Below are 23,157 nucleotides of genomic sequence, written 5' to 3'. Positions count from 1 at the left end.
ACCCGGGTACTACGTCGACTGCGTCACGGCGGGCCGGGCAAGGTCGGACTCCCGTTTCGGCGCGCGCTGGTCACTGACCACCTATACACAAGGGTGCGGGCGCCGTGAGAGGACTCTGTGCAAGGACGCGCGCAGTGTGCGGGGGGTTGAGCTCCGCCGGGTCGCCGCCGGGGCAAGAGCCCACTCAGTGTCCCCATGGCCTGCTACTTCGAGCTGACACAAGAGTGGCGGGAAACGCTCGCCGATCTATGAACAGGCTGTGGTTCTTCTGTGTTTTGATCAACGCGACCGGGCGCGAGCATGACAGGTCTCGCGTCCTACTGGCTGACAAAACAGGGGGGCACATCTTGAGATTGAGGAGATACCTGGCCACGGGAGCGGCTGTGCTGGGGCTGTTAGGCAGTTACCTGACCACTGCCCAGGCGTCCCAAGCTACCAACGCTGCCGTCGGCACTGCGCAGGCTGCTAGCGCCGCGCTGGCACCCACCGATGACACGCCGCTGCCGGAGGACCTGGATGATTCGTCCGAGGAACTGAACGACGACATCTCCCAGCCGGTGCCGGAGACAGAAGACGGCGCGCCAGCCGTCTTGGGGGACACTCCAGGAGATGGGAGCGCGCAGGACGACGGCATCGGCAGTCCCGACCCGCTGGCGGCCGCCGAGAGTCTCTCCATCATGTGCCGGACACGGATGCTGATCGCTATCCGGGACGGAAGCGACGTACCGATCCCGTGTGCGACATGGGACAGCACACCGCTCACATCCGAGATGCGTGCGGCCGCCTCCGCCTGGCCCACCCCTACGTGGTGCGATGACGACGGAGTCAGCAACAAGTGGTACGTCAACCGGTTCAAGGCATGCGGGATCTTCTCTGCCACGCTGAATGTCATCAACCCGCGTACCGGCGCGACGGTCGGCACCATGCACTACCTGACGCGCGCGTACGCCTACAGCGGGCGGGATGTGAAGAACTGGGCGTATCAGGTGGAACTGATGCAGGTGTCTGCCACCGGCTCGGCTGTGGGCATGAGCGCGTCGGGCAGAGCGACCTGCGCCGCCAAATGCAAGGTGACCGACAGTAAATTCCCCTCGCAGCCGATGAGTTCGAGCAAGGACGCTGTCGGGCAGTTCTTCCTGGAGACCACGATCAACACCTCGACCAAGGGACAGGTGGGAGAAGGCCAGGCTACGGCGGCATGGGTGTTCACCAAGGCCGGAGTCAGCCCCAGCAACGAGATTTCCCTGCCGACGCCTCCCGTTCGGTGCGACAACGCGCTTCCGGGCACGTCGAAGCCGGGTTGCGTGATGCCGTACATCCCGGAGATGGTCTACGCCAAAACAGGCGAGTACCCGCAGCTCGCCCAGCACATCGAGGACGCGCAGAACATCAAGAACCTGCCGGGCAAGCACGGCACCACGAGCTATCTCACCCGGCTCACAGACAAGGCCAAGATCACGCAGAACCGGAACACGGCCTGCCCCACCAGCCTCCCGCGTCCGCTGTTGGCATCCTGTGATGAGTACCCCTTCGCCTCAACGTGGCAGGGCGCCAGCACGGGCGGCAGCTACAGCCAGCGCATGATCGATGCGAAGCAGAACACGGGCGGCGGCCGGACTGTGAGCCTCTTCTACCTGTACAACCGCATCATCGAGAAAGACCGGTTCCTGGTGTGGATCAAATAGCGGGAACTCCGACTAAGGACTGCGGATGAGCGACGAGGTCGAACGGGGCAGCGGACGTGTCCCGGTGCAGTACCACCAGTTCAACATCAGCGACGAGGAGGGACCCACCGCCCCAGATCTGGCGTACGAGCACAACGGGCTCGTTCAGGTCACCGAGGGTGTCACCGTCATCCACACCGGCATCCACACCGGCGACGTGGACGTCACCGTCACCTTCCACGAAACCGCCCCCGCACCCGGCAACGACGACTGGCAGGAGATCGTGGAGCTCTCCGCACACTCCGCGTCGGGCGATCTCATGGTCCGGGGCCTGATGGACGACCTGGACGAAGAACTTCCCGCCCTGTCGTTCAACGGCCCTGGCGACTACCGGCTGCGCATTCACGCCCGCGGCCGAGACACCGCAGTCGACCTCGCCCCTGATGAGGTCACTGAGTGGTACCTCATCCAAGCGTGGCCGGCACCTGCCGCACCCGTCGCCGTGCTCCGCCACAGCGACAGCTACGGCGCCTCGGTACGCTCTCGCTGAGCACTTCACCCCTCTGCCCGCCCACCGCCACGTGGGCGGGCAGAGCCATCTGCACCGCAGGTAGGAAAGACCGCCGTGTGGAGACGGGCGAGCTGAAGGTGGAGCCCGCCCGCCGTACCGGCCGGCTGCCCAAGGAACAGCAGGCGGGTGAGGCGCAGAAGGTCATCGCAGCCGCCAAGACCCCACGCAAGCGCCGGCACGACCCGGTAGCGGAGCAGGACGATGCCTCTGCCGTTAACGGCGTTAACACCTCCCCGAGCACATCGGTGCCAGCCGTCCCGGACGGCGCGACCGTTAACGGCGTTAATACCTCCGCGGATGCAGTGTCACCGGACTCCCCCACGGCACCGACCGTTAACACCGTTAATACCCCGGAGACACAGGCTGCGGAACAGACGGGGCAGGACGACCCCGGACAGCCTCGCCAACTCCCGTACGGTGACCCGTTCTCCGTGGTGACCCACCCCAACTGAAGATGGAACCGCCAGCTTTTGCTGAGGGTGCGCAGGTGTGGCTGAGGATGCTGCGCGAGAAGCAGCCTGCCGAGTACGCGGCTCTGCTGGACGAACTGGCAGGCCAGCGAGAGCACACGGCGGGCTGACCTCCGTGCCCGGAATCGCAAAAAGGGCCCCTGCGCTCCCAGATCTGGGAGCGCAGGGGCCCTTTTTGTAACTGGCTGTGGTGGGTTGGTTCGGGTCAGGCTGCCCAGATCGCGGATGCCGCATCGCCGTCGGGGTTAGGGACGCTGGCAGCTGCGGCTGGGGCGGCAGGGTGCCGCATGGCGGTGATCGGGACGGCGCCGGGCTCGGTGTCGGGTGCCCAGACCATGCGCCAGGTGTCGTCCCACTCGCATCCGCAGTCGTGGTCCGGGTGTGGGTGTCGTAAGAACACGCCGTGGGTGTGGACGGCGCGCGGGATGGGGGGATGAGCACCGAGGGGTCGTCGCCGGGGTACAGGTGCAGGTTCCGCCAGCCGTGGATCTGGGCCATGTACGCGGCTGCGGCCTCGATGATGTCGGCCCACCGCTGATGCCCGAGGGCCAGGAAGCCGACCGGGTAGAGGTCGCCGTCGGCCCCGCCGTCGATCCCGGCGACGAACAGGCCCTGGTACGCGATGAACCCGTGGTCGGCCGTGCCGTCGGCATAGGGCGTCCAGATCTGTTCGGCCGGGGTGCGGGGTGTTGTCGTCGCCCTCGCTGGTCTCGATCTGGTTCAGGCCAGTGGTGGTCATGCGCTCGCTCCGGTGTTGTTGTCGGTTGCCGTCTTGACCATGTGGAGGTCCGTTTCAGTAGGTGGATAGGGAGCGCCGGGGCGGTTGAACGGGAGGCCGGCGGCCGCCCCGGGCGTCATGCGGCCGCGGCGCCAGGTCGGCGCTTGGCAGTCACGGGTCGAGGTCCTCCACCCCGGGGACGGGGATGTCTCCGAGGACGTCGTCGAGGGCCCGGGTGACGGTGACCCGGTCTTCGGGCCGCGTGGCGTCGAGTACGGCGCGGGTGAGATCGATCAGGTCGAGGTCGCCGAAGAGGTCGGTGAGGTCGGCGATCGTCTCTGCGTCGAGGCCGTCCGTGTCGTCGGCCGGCAGGGGCAGGGGTGCCGTCCACAGGACTTCGAGGGTGGTGACGTCCATCCACATCGGCTCGTCCGGGGTACGGGGCAGGCGCAGGTGGCCGGTGATGCGGAGCTGGTCGCCGGGGACCAGGTCGTGCAGCACGGCGGCCGCGAGCGCGGGGGTGGTGGCCGTGCACGGCAGGACCATTTCGTCCGCGCGCTCGTCGGTGGGGGAGACGATGAGCCGGAACCGTGCACTCGTCTCCTGCGAGCCGCCGGGGACGGTCTCGTCGTCGAGGAAGCCTTCCAGGGCGACCGCTATGCCGGTGTCATCCATGGTCATCCCGCCTTCCTGGCCTGCACTCCGGTCAGCAGCCGGTGCACGTTGCGCTGCTGTTCGTCGCGCGTGAGCCGCCGGGGTCGGCGCGGCAGGGGGCCGTTGAGGTCGCGGTCGAGACGGACGATGCGGGCCTGGTGCACGATGAGCGGGGTGTAGCGGGCGGCGAGGCGCTGCGCGCGGCGCCGGTCCTCGCGGTCGGCGACGACGGTCGCCCAGTCGGTGCCGAGCCGGTCGGCCAGGCGCCAGCGCAGCTGGATGCGCTGGCGGGCGGTGGTGCTGGCCCACACACCCAGGCGTGCCTCGCTGGCGTGGGCCAGCGCCCACTTGAGGCAGCCCGCTGCGATCGGGCAGCCGGAGCACAACTGTTTTGCCTGCTCGATGTCGGCCTGCGCCGCCGGGGTGCTGGTCGCTTCGTGAGAGAAGAGGGTGGGCTGGCGCTGGCAGGCGGTGGGGGTGGCGGTGTAGGGGAAGGTGATCCGGTCGGAGTCCGGCAGGTCGGATCGAAGTCCGGGCATGGCAGAGCTCTCCAGGAAGAAGGGGGGAGGGTCAGGCGTGGTCGTCGTCGCGCTGGCGCTTGGGCTGGATGTCGGAGGCGAACCGGCCGCGACGGGCTTCAGCGGGGTTCGCGGTGATCCAGTCCTCTGCACAGGCTTTATGGACGGGCTCTCCGTAGTGGGAGCGCATCGGCGTCGGCTGGTGGCACAGCACGCACGGCAGGTCCTGCCAGTGGTCGAAGTGGCGGCCGTCGCGCCAGTCCAGCAGACCGCCGGGGGCCGGGACGCAGCCCGGCTCCCACAGCGGCGTCTTGCGGGTACGGCGGGTCATCCGAGGGGCAGGTGCGTGCCGGGGCGGCCGGGACGGCGTCCGTGGACGGCGGGGGCATAGGCGTCGTGGCGGGTCGCCAGGTAGCCGGGCGGCTTCTCGCCAGTCTTCACCCGGTACATGGCCATGTCCGCTCCGCGCAGGATGCGGGAGGCGTCGGCCGCACCGGGCAGGTCGGCGGCGCGGGCGGTCCCGATGGACACGGCCGGGGTGAGCCTCTGTCCGCCGTGATCGACGGGCTGCGCGAGCACCTGGCGCAGCGCGGTGACCTCCCGCAGGGTCGCGGTCGGCGCGAGCAGCACCGCGGCGGCAAATTCGTCGCCTCCGATCCGGGCGGCGAGGCCTCCGCAGGCCTGTGCCCACGCCCCGATGCGGTGGCCGATGGCGGCGATGAGGGCGTCACCGGCGGCGTGTCCGAGGGTGTCGTTCACCGTCTTCAGGCCGTCGGCATCGGCGACCAGGACGTGCAGGAGGCCGCGGTGTGCACGGGCCAGGGACGCGGTGCGGGCCTGGAGGGCGTCGCGGCCGGGCAGGCCGGTGAGAGGGTCGCGGCGGGCGGCTTGCAGGTGCCGGCGGACCCTGACGTCATCGGCGACGGCAACCGCTAAGGGCACCGCGACGGCGGCGAGCGCAAGTATCCGCGAGCGCTGCCGTAAGGCGGGCTCAGCATGCATGATGGAATCTCCGTTCTGCCCTTTCGGGGGCTAGATCGAGAGAGGCGCGCCCCGAGTGCTTCCAGGCGAAAAGGGGTGCGCCTCTTCCTGCGTGATCACGTGTGGGCCGGGGAGTGCCGGGCCGGGCATGCTGGGAAGTGCACTCGCCCCTCGTGACGGAGAAGCTGAGGGGCGGGTGTCTCTCCAGCGGTAGGGCCTAGATGCTTCGGCAGTCGCCGACGGTGTCGTCGTGCATCGACCGGCCGTGCGTCGGCGCGAGCTCCGCGAGCAGTTCGAGCAGCATCTCTTCGCCGTCGAGCGTGATGTTGGTGTAGTGGCCGCAGGTGCACGGCACGACCAGCGTGAGGAGGTCGGCGGCGCCGTCGTACTCGGTGATGCGCAGGGTGTGGTGCAGCCACAGGCCGCCGTCCAGCCACGCCACAGCCGACGGCTCGACCCGTCGGCCGCCGCTGTCCGTGGCCGCGGCCCCCTGCCAGTGGGCGGCTTCCACGGCCTGCGCGAGGGTCTGCGGGTAGGCGGCGTAGGTGTGATGGGCGGCGGCGGTCTCCGCGTCCTCGCGCTGCTCGCTCTCATCGGGGCCGTACGCGTCGGCGGCCACCTCCAGCAGGAACGCCAGCGGACTGTCAGGCCCGTACGCGCGGGTCGTGGTGGTGTCGGGCATGGGTCAGATCTCCAGATCGTGAAGGGACGCCGGGTCTCACCGGCGCTGGGGATGTGAGTGCGGGTGGGGTCCGGCTCACGCAGCCAGCTGGTGCGGGCCGGACGCCGGGGTCATGCAGGTGCTGGGGTCCACGGGAATGCCGTCATGGCATTCCAGGCAGCAGCCGAGCTTCTTGGAGAGGCAGATGTAGAACCGCCGCCCGCACCGGTGGCAGGTCTGCCTGGCGGCCATCGCCCGGTCCAGCGCCCACTCCTGCGCGAGCGTCGGCACCCGCTTGGGCGTCGCCACGGTGAGGTCGTAGAGCCAGGCCCGGCGGCGGTGCGTGCACGACCACTGCGGCGTGGTCCGGCAGGCCTTGCAGCGCAGGATCGCGACGACCTTGCCCCGGCCGGGGCACAGGCCCCTGTCCCGCAGCTGACGGCGCGTGACCAGATGGTCCGGGCAGGCTCCCTGGTCGTACTCGGGCAGGCCTTGCCCGCCGCGGGGTATGCGCTCTGCTTGCTCCCGGGGACGGTGCGGCCGGGGGCGTGGCATCACTGCCCCCAGGCGCCGGGCAGCCGACGGGGACGGTGCGGGTAGCGGGAGCCGGGGCGCTGCGGGCGGGGCCGGCCGATCCGGCGGCGCGGGCGAGGGATGAGCACGAGTGATCTCCTCCAGACGTCGGTGGGCAGCAAACGGTGCGCCCCGCCGGTGGTGCGTCGGCGGGGCGCGATGTGTGGTCAGGTGGCCGGGCGGCCTGTCCGGTCCTCGCTGGCCGGGCGTCGGCAGGCGAGGGCCGGGCGGAACGTCCGGGGTGTGGCGCACCCTGGCAGGGGGCGCGGGTCGTACGTCACGCTGGGGGCGTCGACAGAGGGGGTGTCACATGGCGGTGGAGTTCGACGCGGTGATCGACCGGGATGGCGTGACATGGCGGGCGTACACGGACGATGACGGGGTGCTGGTCATCGATGTCGACGCGGATGTCGAGGTGTGGGTGAACCGCGCCGTGGTCGGCGGGTACGTGTATCCGGCGTGGGTCGACGACTACGGGCGGCTCGTCATCGAGCTGGACGGCTGACCCCCGGGCGGCCGGTCTACCGGCCGCGGGCGTCGGCGAGGCCAGCCGCTTCGAGCAGCATCCGGGCCGGGACGGCGCCGGATCGCTGCCGGTCGTTGAAGACGGGCACGGATTCGTCGTGGAACTTCCGCTGGACCGCGTCCAGGAGAATCGCTGAAGCGTCGTCAGCGAGGCCGCGGTCGCCGCCGGATTCGGCGCGGATGGCGCCGATGAGGCAAACGGCGCCGTCCTCGTCGGTGAGGACGCCCGCGCACCATCCGGCGGTCTGCATGCGGTGGTGGGCGCGCTCGAGGAGCGCGGCGGCGGGGGTGCGGTAGGTGGCCGGGGCGGGCGGCTGGTGGGTGGGGGTGAGCGGGCCGATGATGACGTCCGCGAGGTCGATGGGGTCGATGGCCAGGTGCGCGGTGCGTACTTCGTGGGCGACGGCGGCCTCTTCGAGGCGCAGCGTCATAGCGGCGTCGATGGCGGCGAGCCGGGCCTCCAGCCCGAGCGTCACGGGCGCCGCCGAGGCGGCGGGTGCGGCGGGCTGCGGCGGCGCGGTGGCGGTGCGAGTGGAGGCGGGCATCGGGTGCTCCGGTCAGACGGTGGCGATCAGGTCCGCCAGAACGCTCATGAGACGAGTGATGGCGGGGGCGAGGCCGGTGGAGGCGAGGGTGAAGCCGAACGCGGTGCAGGCCAGGGCGGGGGCGGCGGTGACCGTGCCGCGCCTGACAAGGGCTGCGACGGTCAGGCAGAGCAGCAGGGGCAGGGAGATGGTCACGGCCACGGCGGTGATCCCTTTCAGGGTGGCGGGGGCAGGCGGGTGCTGCCCGGCGGACTGCGCCGGGCAGCGGAATGGGGTCAGTCGACGGTGGTGACGGCGAGGTCGGCGCGCAGTTCGCGCAGGACGTCGTCCTGGGCTTCGGGCTTGACCAGGACCTCGCGGGCCTTGCCACCGTCGGCGGGGCCGACGATGCCGCGCTGCTCCAGCGCGAGAATGACGCCCTGTACGTCGGCGTAGCCGATGCGGAGCTTGCGCTGGAGCATCGAGGTGGAGCCGAACTGGGAGCTGATGACCAGGTCAGCGGCCAGCAGGACCAGTTCACCGGCCGCGGCGGCAGGGTCCGGGTCGGCGCTTGCGGACTGCGGGACGTCGGCCCCACTGCCGGCGGGCAGGGGGACGACGGGAGCGTAGACGCCGTGGTCGACCTGGCGGAGCCGCCCGTCGGCCACGAGGTCGCTGAGGGTGTTACGGACGGTGCCGGCTGCCGCGTCGACCGCGCTGCGGATCTCCTTGGCGGTCATCTCCCGGTCGACGGCCGCGAGCACCTTCTCCTTGACGGTGGGTGCCTTCCGGGCGGGCTGGGGGATCGGGGGCGGAGCGAAGCTGCCCAGCCCGCCGCCCATGCCGCCGACGGCGTCGGAGCTGTCGTCCGTTCCGGATGGGGGCGGCATGGTCCAGTCGTGCCACAACCCCAGCTCGGTGAGCGCCTCGGTCTCCCGGTCGGTCAGCGTGTTGATGCCGCCGCTCTCCGGGAAGATCTCGTCGAGTCCGTCGGGGGATCCGTCGTCCGGCAGGTGCACGTAGAGGGTGCGCATCATGGTGGCGTCGGAGCCGGTGACGGTGTGGCCCATGCCCTGGGTGGTCTCGCCGGGGACGTCGCCGGCGGTGCCGAGCATGCGGTCCATCAGCGACATGTGGGCCCCGAGCCGGTCCGGGATCGGCGCCAGTTCGGCGTCGCCGGCGAGGCCGCCGGTGGCCTGCCGGGCGGCGATGCCGCCGGTGATGCGCAGGACCACGCCGATTCCGCCCTGGACCTGGTCGCGCAGGGAGGCGGCACCGCCGAGCTTGTCGAGGTTGAGGGACTGTCCGGCGAAGATCACGCCGATGCCGAACTTGCGGCCCTCGCGGGCGAGGACGTCGGTCATGTGCGCGATGTCGTCGCCGTACACGTCGTCGCCGACCAGGCTGTTGAACTCATCCAGGACCAGGGTCAGGGCGGGGTAGGGGGAGTGGGCGGAGAAGTCGTGGCCGGCTTCCGTGTTCATCTGGCCGCGGATGTCCATCAGCGCGATGGCGGCCTTCAGCAGCCACCAGGTGAAGACCGGGCCGGAGTTCTGCCGGTCGACGTGCCGGCCGACGGCGGACATCTGCGCGTCGGGGCGCGCGGACGTCACCCACGTCGCCATCCCGGCGAGTGCCCACGCCGCGCACATCAGCGCCAGCGACACGGTCTTGCCGGAGCCGGTGACACCGACCAGGAACCCGTGGAACGTGCCGCTCGCGGACCGCATGTGGACCTTGGCGTCGCTGCCGTCGTGGGCGGTGCCGATGGTGTAGCGGCCGTAGGCGTCCAGGGTGAGCAGCTCGCGGGTGGCGCGGCGGGCGACCTTCAGCGGCGCCGACTCGTACAGGGTCACCAGGACTTCGCTGCCGCGTGTCTCCACGACCAGGCGCAGCTCTTCGGCCTTGACGCCGAATGCGGTGCACAGCTGGTCGAAGTTGACGCGGGCGACCTCGCCCGGCTCGACTTCGGCGAGGATCATGCCGCGTGCGGGGAGCTGGTCGCGTGCGGGCTGGCGTTCCACGCGGACGATGCTGCTGCCGGGGATGGCGCCGCCGGGCCGGGCGATGAGCGCGGTCCAGAGGTCGTCGATGCTGCGGCCGGCCTCCTGGGTGGGGGCGACAGTCAGCCGGATCCTGCCGGGTCCGTGTTCGGTCTCGCGCAGTGACACGGCCAGGGTGGGGACGCCGAAGCAGGCGGCGATGGCGTCGGCGTCGATCTTCCCTACCGGCTTGCCGACGGGGGCGACGATGTCGCAGGCGAAGTCGGGGTGGTCGCGGGAGATCGTCTGCTCGATGTTCTCCAGCCGGGTGCCGGGGGCCACTTCGTGCTGGTCCCACAGCCGCATGACCAGGCCTGTGAAGCCGGGCGGGTAGGCGGTGGTCATCTCGCCCGGCGGGGTCCAGGTGGAGCGGGACGCGGGCAGCCAGGCGGACATCAGGCCGCCCCAGCCGAGCGCGAGGGGGATCTCCCACCAGCTGGCGCCCGGGGCGAGGGCGGCGGCCGCGTAGACGGCGCTGCCGGTGACCGGTCCGAGGAGGCGCTGGCCGGAGCGGATCGTCTTGCGGAAGTCGCCGGACTTGACGCGCTGGTAGAGCCACCAGGTACTGGCGCCGCCGATCGCGCCGACGGTGAGGTGGGCGGGCAGCAGCTCGAGGTTGGGCAGTACGGCGAGGGCGGCGGAGGATGCCCCGTAGGCGGCCAGTTCCGCTTTCGCCCGCGTGGGCATCCTGCGCATCACGGCAGATCAGATCCTTTCAGGGATGAGGAAGGGGCCGCGCCCGTCTTCGGGCGCGGCCCCCGAATGAGGCGGTGGTAGTGCGGTCAGAACGGCCGGTAGAAGCCGGCCCGGGCCTGGCGTGCCGGGCTGGAGGTGACCGCTTCGTGGACGGCGCCGTATTCGGCCTGGTGCTCGCTGCCGGCGTGGCCGGCGGCGAGCAGTACGCCCTCGGCTGCGGTCTGGAGGCCCTTGCAGCCGTGGACGGCCCCGTCGAATGCCTGGCCGATCTCGATGACGGCGGCGATGTGCTTGGGGTCGACCTCGGCGGCCGTGCACAGGTCGGCGAGTTTCAGGGAAGCCCTCGCGTCGCTGCGCATGCGTTCGGCAACGAGGTCGGCCTCTTCCATCAGGCCGGCTGCTGCCTTCTTCAGGGCGGTGAACTTGGCGGTCACGGCTGTGAAGCCGTTGGCGGCGCCGTCGTCACCGATGGCGGGCGCGCTGTGTGCCACGGGATCTCCTTCTAGTTCTCGTTGTGGATGCGGGCGCTGGGGGTCAAGAGTCCGGCGTCGATGGTGGCGTCCTGCGTGGGCCGGTAGTGGCGGGCCATCTGCGATTCCTCGGCTTCGGCGAGCTCGGCGGCTTCCAGGCACGCCTTCGCCATCCGGTCGGCCTGCCGCACCAGTTCACCGACCTGTTCCATCAGCTGTGCCAGGCCCGCGTGGGTGCGCCGGCCGCTGACGTTGTGGGTGGCCCGCAGGTCCTGCGCCATCGTCTCCAGCTCCCCCAGTAGCTGGCGGGAGTGCTTGGCCAGTCCGTCGCAGTCGTCGTAGGTCCGCATGCCGGAGGAGGTCAGCAGGGTGAGCGCGCGCAGTGCCACGTCCAGGGTGATGTCGGTGGCGTGCTGGGCGGGCATGCGGCCCGGCGCGGCGGCGGGCCGGGAGGCGGCAGCTGGCATGGGGATGGGCTCCTTTGGTCGGGTGGTGCCGGGCCGTGGGCCGGCCGGGCGCTGGGGTGCACGCGGCAGAGCGGGCGGGCCCTGACGGACAACCGCGTTCGGTTGCCCCGGCGTCCGGTTCGAGCGGGCCGGGCCGTCCTGCTCCACCGTGTACGTGGCCTCGGGCTCAGCGGCGTCGTCGAAGGGGGAACTGCGCGCGTCGGCACCGGGCTGAGCACCGCCCGCGCCCGCGTGCCTTCTTGCGTAGTCGTTCATGGCGTCCCAGAAGCGACGCTCATTCGAGTCCGTGCCCTCGTCGGCGCCCCCGGACTTGACGCCGGGCTTGGCGGCGCGACGAGGGCCTCCGGCGGCGGCCCACTGGTCCCGTCGGCGCTTCCACCGGTCGGCGAACGCATCGGCGACGGCGTCTTTGAAGGTGACCCGCCGGTCACCCCTGCCCCCGGGCGTGCGCCAGTTCCTCGCAGAGTTGCGGCGGCCGCTGCGGCTGCCCTTGCCGGTGTCCTCGCCCCGGGCAGCTGGCGTGGCCTGCTTCCACCGGTTGCGCGGCTTGTCTCCGGCCGCGTCCCAGAACGTCGGCCCCGGCTTCGCGTTCCTTACGGCACTGCGTACGGCGGCACCGGCGCTGCCGGTGCCGCCGCCGGCGGCCGTCGTGCCGCGGGAGGTCTTGCCCTTCTTCCACCAGTCGGCGACGGCCTGGCGCGGGGAGCGCCGTGCGGAGTCACCGGAGCGGCCCGTGCTGCCGCCGCCCGCGCTGCCGGAAGCTCCGCCGCCGGTCCGGGAGCGACCGGCCCCACCAGAACCGCCGGTGCCGGAGCCACCGCCGGTACCGCTCTTGCCGGAGCCGCGGCGCCCGGACAGCAGCCCGCCGGGACCGAGGGATCCGTTTCGGCTCCCTCCGCCGCTGTTTCGCGAGGGCGCGCCGTCATTTCGGCCGCGCGGCTGGCCGTTTCGGCCCGAGGTTGTCTGGCTTCCGGTCGACGTGCTGCCGTTTCGGCCCCGCCCTGGGGCCGCCGGGCCCGTGCCGTGGCCGGAGCCGCGCCCGAACATGCCACCGCCTGACGGCCCGCCGCTGCTGCGGCCGCCGCGGCTGACGGAGCCGCGCCCGAGGGCGCTGCGGCCGTAGTCGTGGCTGGACGGGACCCGGCTCTTGGCGCGCACGGCGCCGGCCTCGGCTCGCAGCCGCGCGGCGTCCGCGTCGGCCTTGGCGGCCAGGAGCTCCATCTCCCGCTGGTGCCGGGCGGCTTCCGCGCGTCGCGGACCGTTCTCCTGGATCCAGGTCTGCATGCCCTCGAACGCGGCAAGGGCGATGGCGAGGATCGCCGCGAGCGACAGCGCCCCCGGCTGCGGGGATCCCGCGTCGGGGGCGCCAGACGGTTCGGTGCCCTCGCTGCGCAGGGCTGTCGTGACCGCCGCCGGAGGGGCCGGCACGTGCGGCACTTCGGGGGCGTCGAAGGGCGAAATTCGAACATCCCCAGAGCCTTCAGGGGCGCTGGCGGCGAGGGTGGTGAGGTCGGGTGGCGGTGGCAGGTCCGGCAGCGGCGGGGAGCCGATCCGGGGCAGATGGCGCAGGTTGTCCGGGTGGTCGTCGTCGGACACGCGCCCTCCTTTCCTGGTGACTGCCGGTCACGGGAGGGGGCCGTCTCGCACGCATACGCGTAGGCGTGGTTGGGACCCCCGTCAACCCCCATTCCGGCGGTGATGATGATGACGATGACGATTACTGGCAGTGAGTTCGGTAGAGCCGCTCCAGCTCCGCCGACAAGGTGTTGAACACCGCCTGCTGCCCGGTGGAGCGGGCCTTTTGAAGAGCTGCGACCTTGAGCAGGTCGTGCCAGGCCCGGAAGAACAGCTCCGGGCCCTGGGCTCCGGCGGTGCGGGCCTGTTCGAATCGGGCGTTCCAGTGGGCGGCCTTCTTCGGGGACATGGCGGGCGTGCTCATCAGGCGCCCCGCTGCTGGTTGTTCGGGCCGAAGAAGTCACCCAAGAGCCGGGGCGCGCCGGCCTGCTCGCCGTCGCCCCCGCCCGGTGCCAGCCGCTGGAGCGTCTGCTGCGCGGAGTTGTGGGCGACGGCCCCGATCTGCTGCTTGCGCATGGCCTTCTTCAGCGCCTTGTCCTCGCGCCGCTTCAGGACCATGTCGGGCGTCGTCTCCTCGTACGCGGCGACGGTCGCGTTGATGGATTTGGCGGCTTTGCGCATGGCCCGGGCGGCCTCCCGCAGCGGCTTGACCCGCTTGCGGGCCCTTGAGGCGGCGGACAAGCCCCAGGGCAGGTCACCGTCCACGCGGCGGGTCTTCAGGTCGGCCTGGAGGGCGTCGGCGAGCGCGTCGTAGGTCTGTGCGTCGGTGAGCAGGCTCCCGCGGTGCTGGGCCTGCCAGCCCTCACGCTGCCCCGGCACGGCCAGGGCCTGCACGCCGGTGGTGACGCGGGTGGCGATGTCTTTGCTGGTCATCAGGGGGCTTCTCCTCAGGAGGGGTGGTCGGGCGATCCGGATCGGTGGGAAGCTCTGTGCGGCGTCTACGGCGCCTTCACCGCGTCCCCAGGGCACTAGTCCTGTCCTGGGGGCCGGTGGAACCGTCGAGACGGATTCATGCAGGTCAGGGCCGGTACCCTTGGGCGAGTAGCTCGGTGGCCTCTGCGCGGTACTCGGAGGCGGTGCCGGGCGAGGTGACGGACAGTTCGCGCTGGATGTCCGCGAGGGGCAGCCGGTCGGCGGCGCCGTCGGCCTGCGCGAGGATCATCCGGGCGACCTTGCGGACCGCGCGCTGGCGCGGGGTGAGCCGTGCGGTGTCCTCGGCTTCGACCGCGGCCCGCTCGATTTCGGCGGCGGCGAGCCGGATTTCGGCAGCGCGGTACTCGGCTTCGGCTTCAGCCTTGCGGGCTGCCTGCGTGCGGGCGTCGGCGAGGGCCTGGCGCTCCGTCTCCTCCGCCGCGTGCCGGTCGGCTTCGGCGGCGCGGCGGCGCGTTTCGGCAGCAGCCTCCTCCGTTTCGGCGGCACGCCGGTTCGCTTCGGCAGCGGCCGCGCGGGCTTCGGCGATGGTCTGGGTCTCGATCGCCTGAGCCTCTGCCGCGGCCACCCGGTCAGCCTCCGCCGCCAGCTTCCGCTTCTCGGCTGCCTGGCGCTCCAGCTCGGCAGTCTCCAGGTCGGCGGCCGCGCCCGCCTGCCGCTCCTGAGCGGCCGTGCGCTCCGCCTCCGCCGCCCGGGCGCGGGCTTCGGCAACCAGCGCCGTCTCCAGCGCCTTCTCCTCCAGCTCAGCGGCCCGCTCTGCGGCACTGGCCTGGGCCCGGGCGTGGGCACGGGCCTGGGCCGTGTTGCCTTCCACCCGGGCGCGGACGGCTTCCAGCTCGCCGTCGGCCTCCAGCCGCTCGGCTTCGGCCTTCTTCTGCGCGAGCTCCCGCCGGGTGGCCGCGTCCAGGTGCCGGCGCTCCGCCTCTTCCGCCCTCGCCTCCGCTTCGCGTTCCTGCTGCTCAGGCAGCGCGAGGGCCTGTGCGACGGTGTAGCCGTGGGCAGCCATCTTCATCGGCAGCTTCTCGTCGTCGCTGGCCTTGGACAAATCGTTGTCGTACTTGCGCCTGAGCCACTGCTCGTAGGCAGTGAGTTCCTGCTGGCGGCGGATCATCTCCGGGTAGGAGGTGACCCCGTGCAGCCGCATACGGCGGTAGAAGCGGGGTGTAGCAACCGGGGCGAGGATCCAGCGGTGCAGCGGGATCCGGTCGGTAGCCGTACCGGCTTCGAGCTGTGCTTTCTGGATGAACAGGCGGCGGGCGGCTTCCACGCCGATCACGAACAGGATCGGCATGACGCCGTGGCTGGCGCTCTTGACCGGGTCGGCGCCGATCTCGCCCTGTGCGGAGGCGTTGAACCAGATCGTGGCACCGGTCATCCCGTGCGCGGCCATGCGCAGCACCGGCCACGGGATGCCCCGCAGGATCAGGTAGAGGTCCAGGGCGAGGAACGCGAGGATCGACGCGTCCACGCCGATCGGGAACCAGGCTGCCAGGTCCTCGCCGAATCCCCAGCTCAGGGCGACTTCAGCGAGCGTGTTGTAGGACGTGGCGAAGCCGATGCCGCCAACCAGCGTTCCGAAGATCGCTGCGACGTAGGGCAGGGCAGCCGTGAAGCGGTCCCGCTTGGGCTTGCCTGGGTTCCGCTTGTCCGTCTCCGAAGCGAACTCGGATGCTGCCGAAACGAAGCCGGGTGCGCCCGAAACGGCGGCCGGTGCCCGCGAAGCAGGGGTGTCGGGTGCCGCCTGGTGCGGCAGGTCGGTGATCGTCACGAGGGGCCTCCTGAGAAGGCTGGCGGGTGGGGGCGAAACGGTGGGGGCCGCTCCCGAAACGCGGGCGGCTGCTCCCGAAACGGCGACCGGTGCCCGCGAAGCAGGTCCTGGAAAGCGGCCCGGGCGGGTCTGCCTCCGGTCGGGGCCGCGGTGGTCAGTGCGCGGCCGGCAGCGTGCGGTGCCGGCGCAGGCCCTCGGCAAGGGCGTCCAGCTCAAGCAGCCGCGTGCGTTGTGTGGTGATCTGCCGGTGCAGGTGGTCGGTCAACCGGTCGCCGTAGGTGCTGGGAGCGGAGCCGTCGTAGGAGCCGTGCCAGGCGACGCGCCAGTCGGAGGCCTCCAGGCCGAGCTCCTGCGCGACCGTGTAGAGGGGCAGGTCGTGGTCCTCGCCTGCCGTCCGGATCTGGTCGTGGGCGAGCCGGGCGAGACTGGCCGCGACGGCGTCGAACCGATCGGCGGCGGCCTCAGCGGCGGCTTCAGCGTCGGCCAGGCGGAGCAGCTGCGCCTGCCAGTGACCGTCGGCGGCCTTCCGGAACCCGTCGAAAGTTCGGGTCAGGGTGTCGCGGGCGGCGATCCAGGCCTGCCACAAGGCGGCGGCCTCGCGCAGCAGCGGGGCCGCCTGCCGGCGCAGCCGGGCGTGGGACCACGCGACCTGCGCGGCGTCGTACTCCGTCGACAGACGGCGGCGCTGCTCGCGGGTGACAGCCGGATCGCGCCAGGCGTCCAAGGGGAGATGCGGTTCGTCCTCCAGCCCGGTGAAGGGCAGGACCTGGACAGTGAGGGTGTCCCAGGGGCCGGGCTCGGAACCCGCGACGTGCGGGTGCCGCCAGCGGACCCAGTAGTCAGCGGCGACGGCGGGGCGGTGCGGGTCGATGGCCCGGCCGTCGGGGAGCAGTTCGCCGGTGTCGTCGAAGACCAGGACGCCGTTGCACAGCAGGCTCCACCCCTGCTCGGGGTGGGCGGCCACCACATGGGCGCGGTCAGCATCCGGGCTGGTGCCCGTCGGGCAGGCCGGGGTGTGCAGGCACAGGGAGCGCGGCTGGCAGCGGGGCAGGCCGGGGTCGTCCAGTGGGGTCAGTAACGGGAGCGTCCGCATGAGGTGCCTCCGGGAGGGGGTGAGTCGTGGCTCGCGCGGGCTGCGCGGCTCCCCTGGACGCCGCACCGTCCGGCCGCCGACGGGGGCGGGGCCGGGCGGTGCGGGTCAGGCAGCCGACAGAGGTGGCGGTGTCGGACTGGCGGAACGTCAGCGCCGCTTGCTGCGCTGACGGTTGAGGTAGGCGTCCTGCAACCGCGTGAAGCTCTCGAACAGCCGCTGTCCCTGCTGGCAGCGGCTGGTGTCGGTGCAGGCGGTGCAGGTGGCGTGGTGCTGGCGGTGGGCGGTGGAGGCGACCTGGTAGCGGTCGTAGAGGTCCTCAGGCACGGGGCGGGTCCTCGAGGTGATGTGGGCGGTGCGGGTGGAGGTCGGCGACCCGGTGCCCCGCCTCCCATGCCGTGATGGCCGCCGCGGCAGCGGCGGCGAGCAGGGCGCGGGCGCGGGGGTGCCGAGCAGGACGGCGGCCCGGGCAGCGTGGTATGGGCTGCCCGGCCGCCTGTATGAGGTGCGGCATCAGTGCCCGGCGGCCCGGCAGGCGTCACACGTGCCGCCGTTCCAGTCGTCGAACCACGCGTGGCACCAGGAGCACTGGCCACTCGCGGCGAGGACCAGGCGGCGGGCGAGGGCGGCCAAGTAGGCGCGCATCAGGCGGTCCCCCTTCCCTGGCAGTCACCGCAACGGACCCAGCCTTTGCGGGTGATCCCGCCCTCGCTGTAGTCCACGGTGCTGCCGTCGGCGCCGTGGCAGGTACCGCAGGGCTGCTGTCCGCTTGCCTCGATCTGCCTCAGTCGCATCTCCGCGACGGTGCGCGGGGCGCGCCGGTCGGCGGGGATCCTGGCGTCCTGGCGGCGGACAACGTCCAGGAGGTGAGCACCCAAGCGGCGGTGGGCGTCCTGCTCTGCCGGGACGGGCCGGGTGCGTGTCATGCTGTCGATCACAGGGACTCCTCGAAAGTTCCTGTACTGGCGGCTCCGGAGCTCTCAACCTCCGGGGCCGCCGCCCGTGGCTGGCCGGACGGCCAGCCACGGCCCGGCTCTCACCCCTTCGCGCTCTGGCGGGATGGGAGCTGGACCGTGGCGGATCGTCAGGCGGCCTGGGTGTAGGCGGGCCTGCCCTCGCGCAACAGGTAGTCGGACGTCGTCCACACCGAGCCGACCGCGAACGGCTGGCCGTCGGGGCGCAGGGTGTCGCGGACAATGACCGCCCACCGCGCGCTGTCACGACGCAGCAGCTGCGCCGCCTCGCGCGAGTCGGTGATGAGTGCCAGGACCTCGAACCGGCCGTCCGCGTTCTGGTAGATGGCGCCCGGGCGGCGGGGGCCGATCTCGTCGGCGGCAGTGCGGGGCAGGGTGATGAGGGTGGGGATCATGCTGCGGCTCCGATCAGGCGGGTGGGGACGGTGTGCCGTGCGGTGTGCTGCGGGTGGGGACGGCCGCCGGGCTGCTGGGGCTGGCGGCCGTCACGCTCGTGCGGCTGGGGCCGGATCGGGAGCGGCGGCCTGGTGTCCGCCAGGGCGGGGGCTGCCATGCTGTGCATCAGTGGGTCGTCCTCTCAGAAGGGCAGACCTGCGAAAGGACCCCCGGGGTAGCCGCCCCGGGGGTCCATCGCGTGAGTGCGTCCTGCGCACTCCGCCGCCGACCGGCCCGCGCTCGAGGCGGGGCAGTCGACGGCGGGCAGCGCAGGGCTGCGGGTGGCGCGACACCCAGAGTTGGGGTGCCGGATCTCGGGAGACATGGACCACTACCGCCGGGAGATCCGTCCGGGCGGGTCTGCGGTGAAGGTTTGCCATGTCGTTCTTTAGCGTCGTGGGGGTGCCGGCCCTCCGCACTCTCCGTCAGTAATGAGCACCTGGCTGGTGATAGCCCAGGCCGCACTGCTAAAGCGCGCCCGACGGGTCGTTGTACGTGCCGACTGCCACCACCAGAAGTAATGGCGCCGCACGACGGGTCTCCACTCACCTCAGCCGGTGTGGTCACGGCGTCGTCGGTGTGGTGGATCACGCTGTGGAGTTCTCAAGTAGCGAGCGCTTCCTTGGTGTCCTCACCGAGGGAGGGTTCTTCCGGGCGCCACCTAGTCGACTTACTTAGCTTGGTTGATACAGTGCACCACCAAACAAGCTGTGTCAACGAAGCTGGTCAAGCTATCTAGCCCAATGAGGGAGCCTTACGATGTGGCTCATGACGGCCGAGGACTTGCAGCCCTACCAACGGATCACTCAGGACGTGAAAGACCAGGTCAGGCTGGGCCGATTGAAGAGCAACGACAAGCTGCCCAGCACTCGCGAGCTGTCGGATCACTACGGTGTCGCCCCTGGCACAGTGCAGCGAGCCCTTGCCGAACTCCGCAAAGAGGGCGTCGTCTACTCCCACCAGGGCCGCGGATCCTACGTTCGCGAGTCGGCCGTTGACGCCGTCGCTGATCCAACCGCCCGGGCGATTCAGCAGCTCCAGAAACAAGTCGCTGACCTGACCGAGCGGCTGGAACGGCTTGAAGCCGACAACGACGAGAAGAGCTGATCGAACGCCGCAAGGTGGGGTGAATGCGATTACATCAGGCACAGAGCTCACCGGTCCCGCTTGCTGTTCGACTCCAGGAGGACCTTCACAATCAGCCCCGTAAGGCTGGTGCCGGCCGCAGTGGTGACGATGTCGCGGATGACCACGATCAGCACCGAAACCACCAGGCCAGCAGCAAGGATCGCAGCGACGCGTACCGCCGTAGCGCCTGGTCGTCTGCGCGGCTGCAGCGCCGCAGTAGATCTCATGCAGGGGCACCCGTGCATCGATGCCGCCCCGGGAGGCGTGAAGTCGACGTGGCGGCCATGCGCGTCGGCGACGGTGCCCGCCATGTTGTGGGCGTGCCAGAACTGAGTCATCTCGCCCTCCTTGAGCGCTGGTTACAGGCTCCGGATCTCGGCGAAATCCGGTACTCAAGGTGTAGGCGTGATTTTCGCCGACTTCTACGGTTGCCCTGTATCCGTCGGCCGGATACAGGGACTTGGATACATGGAGGGGAATCCGAATGGGGCAGCGGCCGAATCTGCTAACACCGGACCGGTCGCCGCAGCATCGTCTTGGGTTTGTGATCCGGGAGCTGCGCGAGGCGCGCGATTTGTCCATGCGGGAGTTAGCCGCCAAGACCTACGTTTCGCACTCCAAGGTGCAGCGATGGGAAAGCGGCGACCGCCCCCCGAAGGACCTGGCCGAGGTCGAACTCATCGATCGGGCACTTGGCGCTGGCGGGGTCCTAGTTGAGCTGTGGCAGAGCATTAGCCGGGGTGCCAGTGACCCTCGAGATGTATCCATTGCAGTGCCTCATGTATCCGATACCTCGTCGGCCCTGGTCACTGCCCTATCCCAGCAGGCAGCGTCGGATGGCGAGGGGATCTTCGTCCCTCGACGTCTAGACGATGGAACGGTGGTGCTCGTGGCACTCAACCGACGCGCGCTCCTGCGCGCCGGGGCGGGGATCGGGACAGCAGTGATGGCTGGCATTCCCATGCCAGCATTCGCGGCTGTCGCAGAGGATCCCTTCGGCTTCGCAGAGAGCATGACCGAGAACTGGCCGGGACTTCGGTTGTCCCGTCCAGCGCCCGAGTTCGGTGTCGACTGGCATGCGCTGCTGCCAGCAGGTCGTTCCATGCTCGGCTCACAGCTTTCGCTGCAGGTACACCCTGCGCGCGTCGAAGCGGGCCGAGTGATCGTGTGTATGCCTGACCAGCGCCGGGCCGAAGAGTTTCTGGCGCGGCCACATCGCGGTCTGCTGGTAGGAGCGGTGGACACCGGTGGGGTCACAAAGTTCTACGCATTGGACGCCCGTACGGCCCGCACAAAGATCACGAGAAATGGCGGCGTATGCGAAGTCACTGCGCCGACCGCCTACGAGTTGGACGACCTCACCTACGGCATTCTGTGGGCCGTTAGCGGCTACGACGACGCCCTGCAGGCCGATGACCATGCTCTGGCCGAGACGCGCAGCGATCTCAAAGCGTACGAGCGACTGTCTGCCTCAGCGGTCAGCCGGGAAGCCGCACCGGGACTTAACACCGTCGCCCACATGTGGCTGGGCAGCGATTTCTGCGCCCGTCACATCCTGCGTGCGCTGCCGAATCTTCCGGCGCTGCCCGCCTTCTGGACCCGGGAGCAACGAGGTGAGGAGGCCAGCGCGTGGCTGATCTTCGATCACAAGTTCCCGTACCTACGGGAGACCACCAAGACCCTCGGCAGCGCCAGTACCCGGGCCTTCTGCATCCCAGAAGACGTCGTCCGTTCCTCCCCGCAGCATGAGCGGATTCTGTTGTTCCTGGCCGTGGCGCTTATGGAGTCGCTAGGTATCCACTCCCAGTTCACGACCGATCCCGCCTACCAAGCTGTCGAAGGCTTCGTGGTCGCCCCGGACAAGGAGGCGGTGATCGCCAACTGGGTTCGAGGGGACGGCATGTGGCACGTCGACGTGACGGCCCGGTCCTCGATCGTTCGGGAGTTCACGATCGCAGCACGCGACGTCGACGCGGACTCAATCACCGCTGCACCCACGGCTGCCGGACGGCTCCGCGCCCTTGCCCAGTACCTGGAACTGCCATGGTCCTGGCTGATCGAGCGGTGCGGCCAACTCGCCCGGTACGGGTCATCCGGGCTAGTTCAATCCCGCAGCCGGCTCGTCTCAGCGGCCGGGATCGACGCTGCGTGCCAGTACGTGGGATCTCTCCCCGCCGATCACTGACCCACCCAGCCCCGCCTTTGAACAGGAAGCAGACTATGGCCGACCAGTCCCGGCGCGTCGCAGTGATCTCACTTGGCGGCACCATTGCGATGACCTCCCAGACGGACGGCGGCGCTACACCGACGCTGTCAGCCGACGACCTCGTCACAGCCGTACCAGGCCTTGCCGACACGGGCATCGCGATAGAGGTCCACGACTTCCGCCGGCTGCCCGGTGCATCGCTAGCCTTTGCCGACCTGCTCGAGCTCGCCGCGCTGCTGGGGACACTCGCGGTCGACGGAGTGGTCATCACTCAGGGGACGGACACGATCGAGGAGACCGCCTATCTGCTGGACCTCGTCATCACCAGCGACATGCCCATCGTCGTCACTGGAGCCATGCGCAACGCCAGCATGGCCGGAGCTGACGGTCCTGCGAACGTGCTGGCCGCCGTTCGCGTCGCGGCCAGCACTGAGGCCCGCGGCGCAGGCTCTGTGGTGGTATTCGCTGAGGAGATCCATGCTGCCCGCTGGGTCCGCAAGACCCATGCAACCAGCCCCACGGCCTTCACCTCATACCCCGGACCGATCGGGTACGTCGCGGAAGACAGCGTGCGCATCACGGCACGCCCCGCGCCCTCACCGAAGCTCGCCCCCCGCAACGGCACCCCGGACGTGCGCACCGCGATCTACACCGTAGGCCTTGGCGATGACGGAACTCTCCTGTCGGCGCTGAGCGCTCAGGCCGACGGCCTCGTCGTGGCGGCCTTCGGTGCCGGCCACGTCCCGATGGCCTGTGTGGAAGCGCTCAGTCATTCCGCGAAGCTAATGCCCGTCGTTCTCGCATCACGGACCGGATCAGGGCCCGTGCTCCGCCAGACCTACGGCTTTCCTGGCTCAGAATCCGACCTGCTGGCGCGCGGGCTGATCTCGGGCAACACCCTTGACCCGGTCAAGGCACGCATCCTCCTGCAACTGCTCCTGATGGCAGGCGCCGAAAAGGATCAGATCGCCCAAGCCTTCGACACCGCCTCGTAACCACCCCATAAACCTCGGGACTCACCTTGCGTAGCTACGAACTCACCACCGGTCGGACCTTCGGCGTGACCTTCGACCACGGCGACGACTTCTTCCCCACGCTCGCCGACTTCTGCCGCGAGACCGGCGTGAAGCACGGCTACATCCCCATGTTCATCGCCGGCTTCGCAGAAGCCGAGATCGTCGGTGCCTGCGAGAAGCTCGAGAACCCTGACGCTCCCGTCTGGAGCAAGGTCCATCTGACCGGCGTGGAGGCCATGGGGTGCGGAACGCTCGCGTACGACGCTGAAACGGACACGGTTCTGCCGCACATCCACACGTCGCTGGGCGAGAAGGCCCGCTCGGCGACGGGATACACAAGCCATCTGCTGAGGGCGCAGGTGCAGTTCCTCGTCGAGATGCTGGTCGTAGAAGTCACCGCGCCGGTAATGACACGCCCCAAGGACCCCGCCCTCTACGACGTACCTCTGCTGACCTTCGGGTGACAGAGCCTCAAATGCACCACCAGAGGCAGCAGTCCAT

At 70.4% G+C, this 23,157-nt stretch carries 28 protein-coding genes and 1 pseudogene; 8 read left to right on the top strand and 21 right to left on the bottom strand.

Annotated elements, in window-relative coordinates:
* The first annotated feature begins 383 nt into the window (after window positions 1-383).
* The 3 genes from OG933_RS45255 to OG933_RS45245 all read left to right on the top strand — a co-directional run bounded on the left by OG933_RS45255 (window position 384) and on the right by OG933_RS45245 (window position 2,687).
* Window positions 384-1,685, top strand: a complete 1,302-nt coding sequence (locus tag OG933_RS45255) for a NucA/NucB deoxyribonuclease domain-containing protein (protein WP_405633763.1) — start codon at window positions 384-386, stop codon at window positions 1,683-1,685.
* 25 nt (window positions 1,686-1,710) lie between these two features.
* Complete coding sequence (locus tag OG933_RS45250; RefSeq protein ID WP_331730833.1) at window positions 1,711-2,214, top strand: hypothetical protein; 504 nt, start codon at window positions 1,711-1,713, stop codon at window positions 2,212-2,214.
* 77 nt (window positions 2,215-2,291) lie between these two features.
* Window positions 2,292-2,687 (top strand): hypothetical protein, encoded by a 396-nt coding sequence (locus OG933_RS45245; protein WP_331730830.1) that lies wholly within the window; start codon window positions 2,292-2,294, stop codon window positions 2,685-2,687.
* 907 nt (window positions 2,688-3,594) lie between these two features.
* Here the strand turns inward: OG933_RS45245 and OG933_RS45240 are convergent.
* The 6 genes from OG933_RS45240 to OG933_RS45215 form a co-directional block, all read right to left on the bottom strand.
* A complete protein-coding gene (locus tag OG933_RS45240; RefSeq protein ID WP_331730823.1) occupies window positions 3,595-4,104 on the bottom strand; it encodes a hypothetical protein in 510 nt (169 codons plus the stop codon).
* Entirely contained in the window at window positions 4,101-4,616 is a 516-nt protein-coding gene (locus OG933_RS45235) for a WhiB family transcriptional regulator (protein ID WP_331730820.1), read from the bottom strand. The genes OG933_RS45240 and OG933_RS45235 overlap by 4 nt, the downstream gene beginning before the upstream one ends.
* 31 nt (window positions 4,617-4,647) lie before the next feature.
* Window positions 4,648-4,926: a hypothetical protein gene (locus OG933_RS45230; RefSeq protein WP_331730817.1), complete on the bottom strand. Its 279-nt coding sequence runs from the start codon at window positions 4,924-4,926 to the stop codon at window positions 4,648-4,650.
* Window positions 4,923-5,597, bottom strand: a complete 675-nt coding sequence (locus tag OG933_RS45225; RefSeq protein ID WP_331730814.1) for a GGDEF domain-containing protein — start codon at window positions 5,595-5,597, stop codon at window positions 4,923-4,925. The genes OG933_RS45230 and OG933_RS45225 overlap by 4 nt, the downstream gene beginning before the upstream one ends.
* 196 nt (window positions 5,598-5,793) lie before the next feature.
* Window positions 5,794-6,258 carry a hypothetical protein gene (locus OG933_RS45220; RefSeq protein WP_331730811.1) on the bottom strand — a complete coding sequence of 155 codons (465 nt, stop codon included), beginning with the start codon at window positions 6,256-6,258 and terminating at the stop codon, window positions 5,794-5,796.
* A gap of 75 nt (window positions 6,259-6,333) precedes the next feature.
* Window positions 6,334-6,792: an RRQRL motif-containing zinc-binding protein gene (locus OG933_RS45215; RefSeq protein WP_331730808.1), complete on the bottom strand. Its 459-nt coding sequence runs from the start codon at window positions 6,790-6,792 to the stop codon at window positions 6,334-6,336.
* Window positions 6,793-7,120: 328 nt separating this feature from the next.
* On the opposite strand from OG933_RS45215, the gene OG933_RS45210 reads away from it, so the two are divergent.
* The gene (locus OG933_RS45210) at window positions 7,121-7,315 is read left to right on the top strand and encodes a hypothetical protein (RefSeq protein ID WP_331730805.1); all 195 of its coding nucleotides are present in this window, start codon (window positions 7,121-7,123) and stop codon (window positions 7,313-7,315) included.
* A gap of 16 nt (window positions 7,316-7,331) precedes the next feature.
* On the opposite strand, the gene OG933_RS45205 is transcribed toward OG933_RS45210, so the two are convergent.
* The 14 genes and pseudogenes from OG933_RS45205 to OG933_RS45140 all read right to left on the bottom strand — a co-directional run bounded on the left by OG933_RS45205 (window position 7,332) and on the right by OG933_RS45140 (window position 18,433).
* A complete protein-coding gene (locus OG933_RS45205) occupies window positions 7,332-7,880 on the bottom strand; it encodes a hypothetical protein (RefSeq protein ID WP_331730801.1) in 549 nt (182 codons plus the stop codon).
* A 12-nt stretch (window positions 7,881-7,892) separates the two neighbouring features.
* The gene (locus tag OG933_RS45200) at window positions 7,893-8,081 is read right to left on the bottom strand and encodes a hypothetical protein (protein ID WP_331730798.1); all 189 of its coding nucleotides are present in this window, start codon (window positions 8,079-8,081) and stop codon (window positions 7,893-7,895) included.
* A gap of 74 nt (window positions 8,082-8,155) precedes the next feature.
* A complete protein-coding gene (locus tag OG933_RS45195; protein WP_405633759.1) occupies window positions 8,156-10,597 on the bottom strand; it encodes a DNA translocase FtsK in 2,442 nt (813 codons plus the stop codon).
* Between the two features lie 86 nt (window positions 10,598-10,683).
* A complete protein-coding gene (locus OG933_RS45190; protein ID WP_331730791.1) occupies window positions 10,684-11,088 on the bottom strand; it encodes a hypothetical protein in 405 nt (134 codons plus the stop codon).
* Window positions 11,089-11,099: 11 nt separating this feature from the next.
* A complete protein-coding gene (locus OG933_RS45185; RefSeq protein ID WP_331730787.1) occupies window positions 11,100-13,130 on the bottom strand; it encodes a hypothetical protein in 2,031 nt (676 codons plus the stop codon).
* A gap of 121 nt (window positions 13,131-13,251) precedes the next feature.
* Window positions 13,252-13,473 carry a hypothetical protein gene (locus OG933_RS45180; RefSeq protein ID WP_331730784.1) on the bottom strand — a complete coding sequence of 74 codons (222 nt, stop codon included), beginning with the start codon at window positions 13,471-13,473 and terminating at the stop codon, window positions 13,252-13,254.
* Entirely contained in the window at window positions 13,473-13,982 is a 510-nt protein-coding gene (locus OG933_RS45175) for a hypothetical protein (protein ID WP_331730781.1), read from the bottom strand. Before OG933_RS45175 ends, OG933_RS45180 begins: the two co-directional genes overlap by 1 nt.
* A gap of 145 nt (window positions 13,983-14,127) precedes the next feature.
* Window positions 14,128-15,807, bottom strand: a complete 1,680-nt coding sequence (locus tag OG933_RS45170) for a DUF2637 domain-containing protein (protein WP_331730778.1) — start codon at window positions 15,805-15,807, stop codon at window positions 14,128-14,130.
* Between the two features lie 841 nt (window positions 15,808-16,648).
* Window positions 16,649-16,834 (bottom strand): annotated as a pseudogene (locus OG933_RS45165) (DUF5999 family protein); the annotation flags it as partial.
* A 213-nt stretch (window positions 16,835-17,047) separates the two neighbouring features.
* On the bottom strand, window positions 17,048-17,224 hold the full coding sequence (locus tag OG933_RS45160; protein ID WP_331730775.1) for a hypothetical protein: 177 nt from the start codon (window positions 17,222-17,224) through the stop codon (window positions 17,048-17,050).
* A gap of 186 nt (window positions 17,225-17,410) precedes the next feature.
* Entirely contained in the window at window positions 17,411-17,542 is a 132-nt protein-coding gene (locus OG933_RS45155; RefSeq protein ID WP_405633756.1) for a hypothetical protein, read from the bottom strand.
* Window positions 17,542-17,823 carry a hypothetical protein gene (locus OG933_RS45150; RefSeq protein WP_405633755.1) on the bottom strand — a complete coding sequence of 94 codons (282 nt, stop codon included), beginning with the start codon at window positions 17,821-17,823 and terminating at the stop codon, window positions 17,542-17,544. Before OG933_RS45150 ends, OG933_RS45155 begins: the two co-directional genes overlap by 1 nt.
* A gap of 158 nt (window positions 17,824-17,981) precedes the next feature.
* Window positions 17,982-18,266, bottom strand: coding sequence for a hypothetical protein (locus OG933_RS45145; protein ID WP_331730773.1), 285 nt, complete (start codon window positions 18,264-18,266; stop codon window positions 17,982-17,984).
* On the bottom strand, window positions 18,263-18,433 hold the full coding sequence (locus OG933_RS45140; RefSeq protein ID WP_405633753.1) for a hypothetical protein: 171 nt from the start codon (window positions 18,431-18,433) through the stop codon (window positions 18,263-18,265). The genes OG933_RS45145 and OG933_RS45140 overlap by 4 nt, the downstream gene beginning before the upstream one ends.
* Before the next feature lie 641 nt (window positions 18,434-19,074).
* On the opposite strand from OG933_RS45140, the gene OG933_RS45135 reads away from it, so the two are divergent.
* The gene (locus OG933_RS45135) at window positions 19,075-19,413 is read left to right on the top strand and encodes a GntR family transcriptional regulator (protein ID WP_365118577.1); all 339 of its coding nucleotides are present in this window, start codon (window positions 19,075-19,077) and stop codon (window positions 19,411-19,413) included.
* Window positions 19,414-19,460: 47 nt separating this feature from the next.
* Here OG933_RS45135 and OG933_RS45130 read toward each other — a convergent pair whose 3' ends face one another.
* A complete protein-coding gene (locus tag OG933_RS45130; protein WP_331730768.1) occupies window positions 19,461-19,772 on the bottom strand; it encodes a hypothetical protein in 312 nt (103 codons plus the stop codon).
* A 146-nt stretch (window positions 19,773-19,918) separates the two neighbouring features.
* Between OG933_RS45130 and OG933_RS45125 the strand changes: the two genes are divergently transcribed.
* The 3 genes from OG933_RS45125 to OG933_RS45115 are packed head-to-tail and all read left to right on the top strand — an operon-like array spanning window position 19,919 to window position 23,120.
* Complete coding sequence (locus OG933_RS45125) at window positions 19,919-21,619, top strand: helix-turn-helix transcriptional regulator (protein WP_331730765.1); 1,701 nt, start codon at window positions 19,919-19,921, stop codon at window positions 21,617-21,619.
* Between the two features lie 35 nt (window positions 21,620-21,654).
* A complete protein-coding gene (locus OG933_RS45120; RefSeq protein WP_331730762.1) occupies window positions 21,655-22,635 on the top strand; it encodes an asparaginase in 981 nt (326 codons plus the stop codon).
* Window positions 22,636-22,661: 26 nt separating this feature from the next.
* The gene (locus OG933_RS45115) at window positions 22,662-23,120 is read left to right on the top strand and encodes a PCC domain-containing protein (RefSeq protein WP_331730759.1); all 459 of its coding nucleotides are present in this window, start codon (window positions 22,662-22,664) and stop codon (window positions 23,118-23,120) included.
* The last annotated feature ends 37 nt before the right edge of the window (window positions 23,121-23,157 follow it).

Origin of the sequence: Streptomyces sp. NBC_00016 (assembly GCF_045040885.1) — a bacterium.
Taxonomy (GTDB): domain Bacteria; phylum Actinomycetota; class Actinomycetes; order Streptomycetales; family Streptomycetaceae; genus Streptomyces; species Streptomyces coriariae.
The sequence above is the reverse complement of the archived record's forward strand: the minus strand, read 5'-3'. Positions and strand labels throughout refer to the sequence as shown.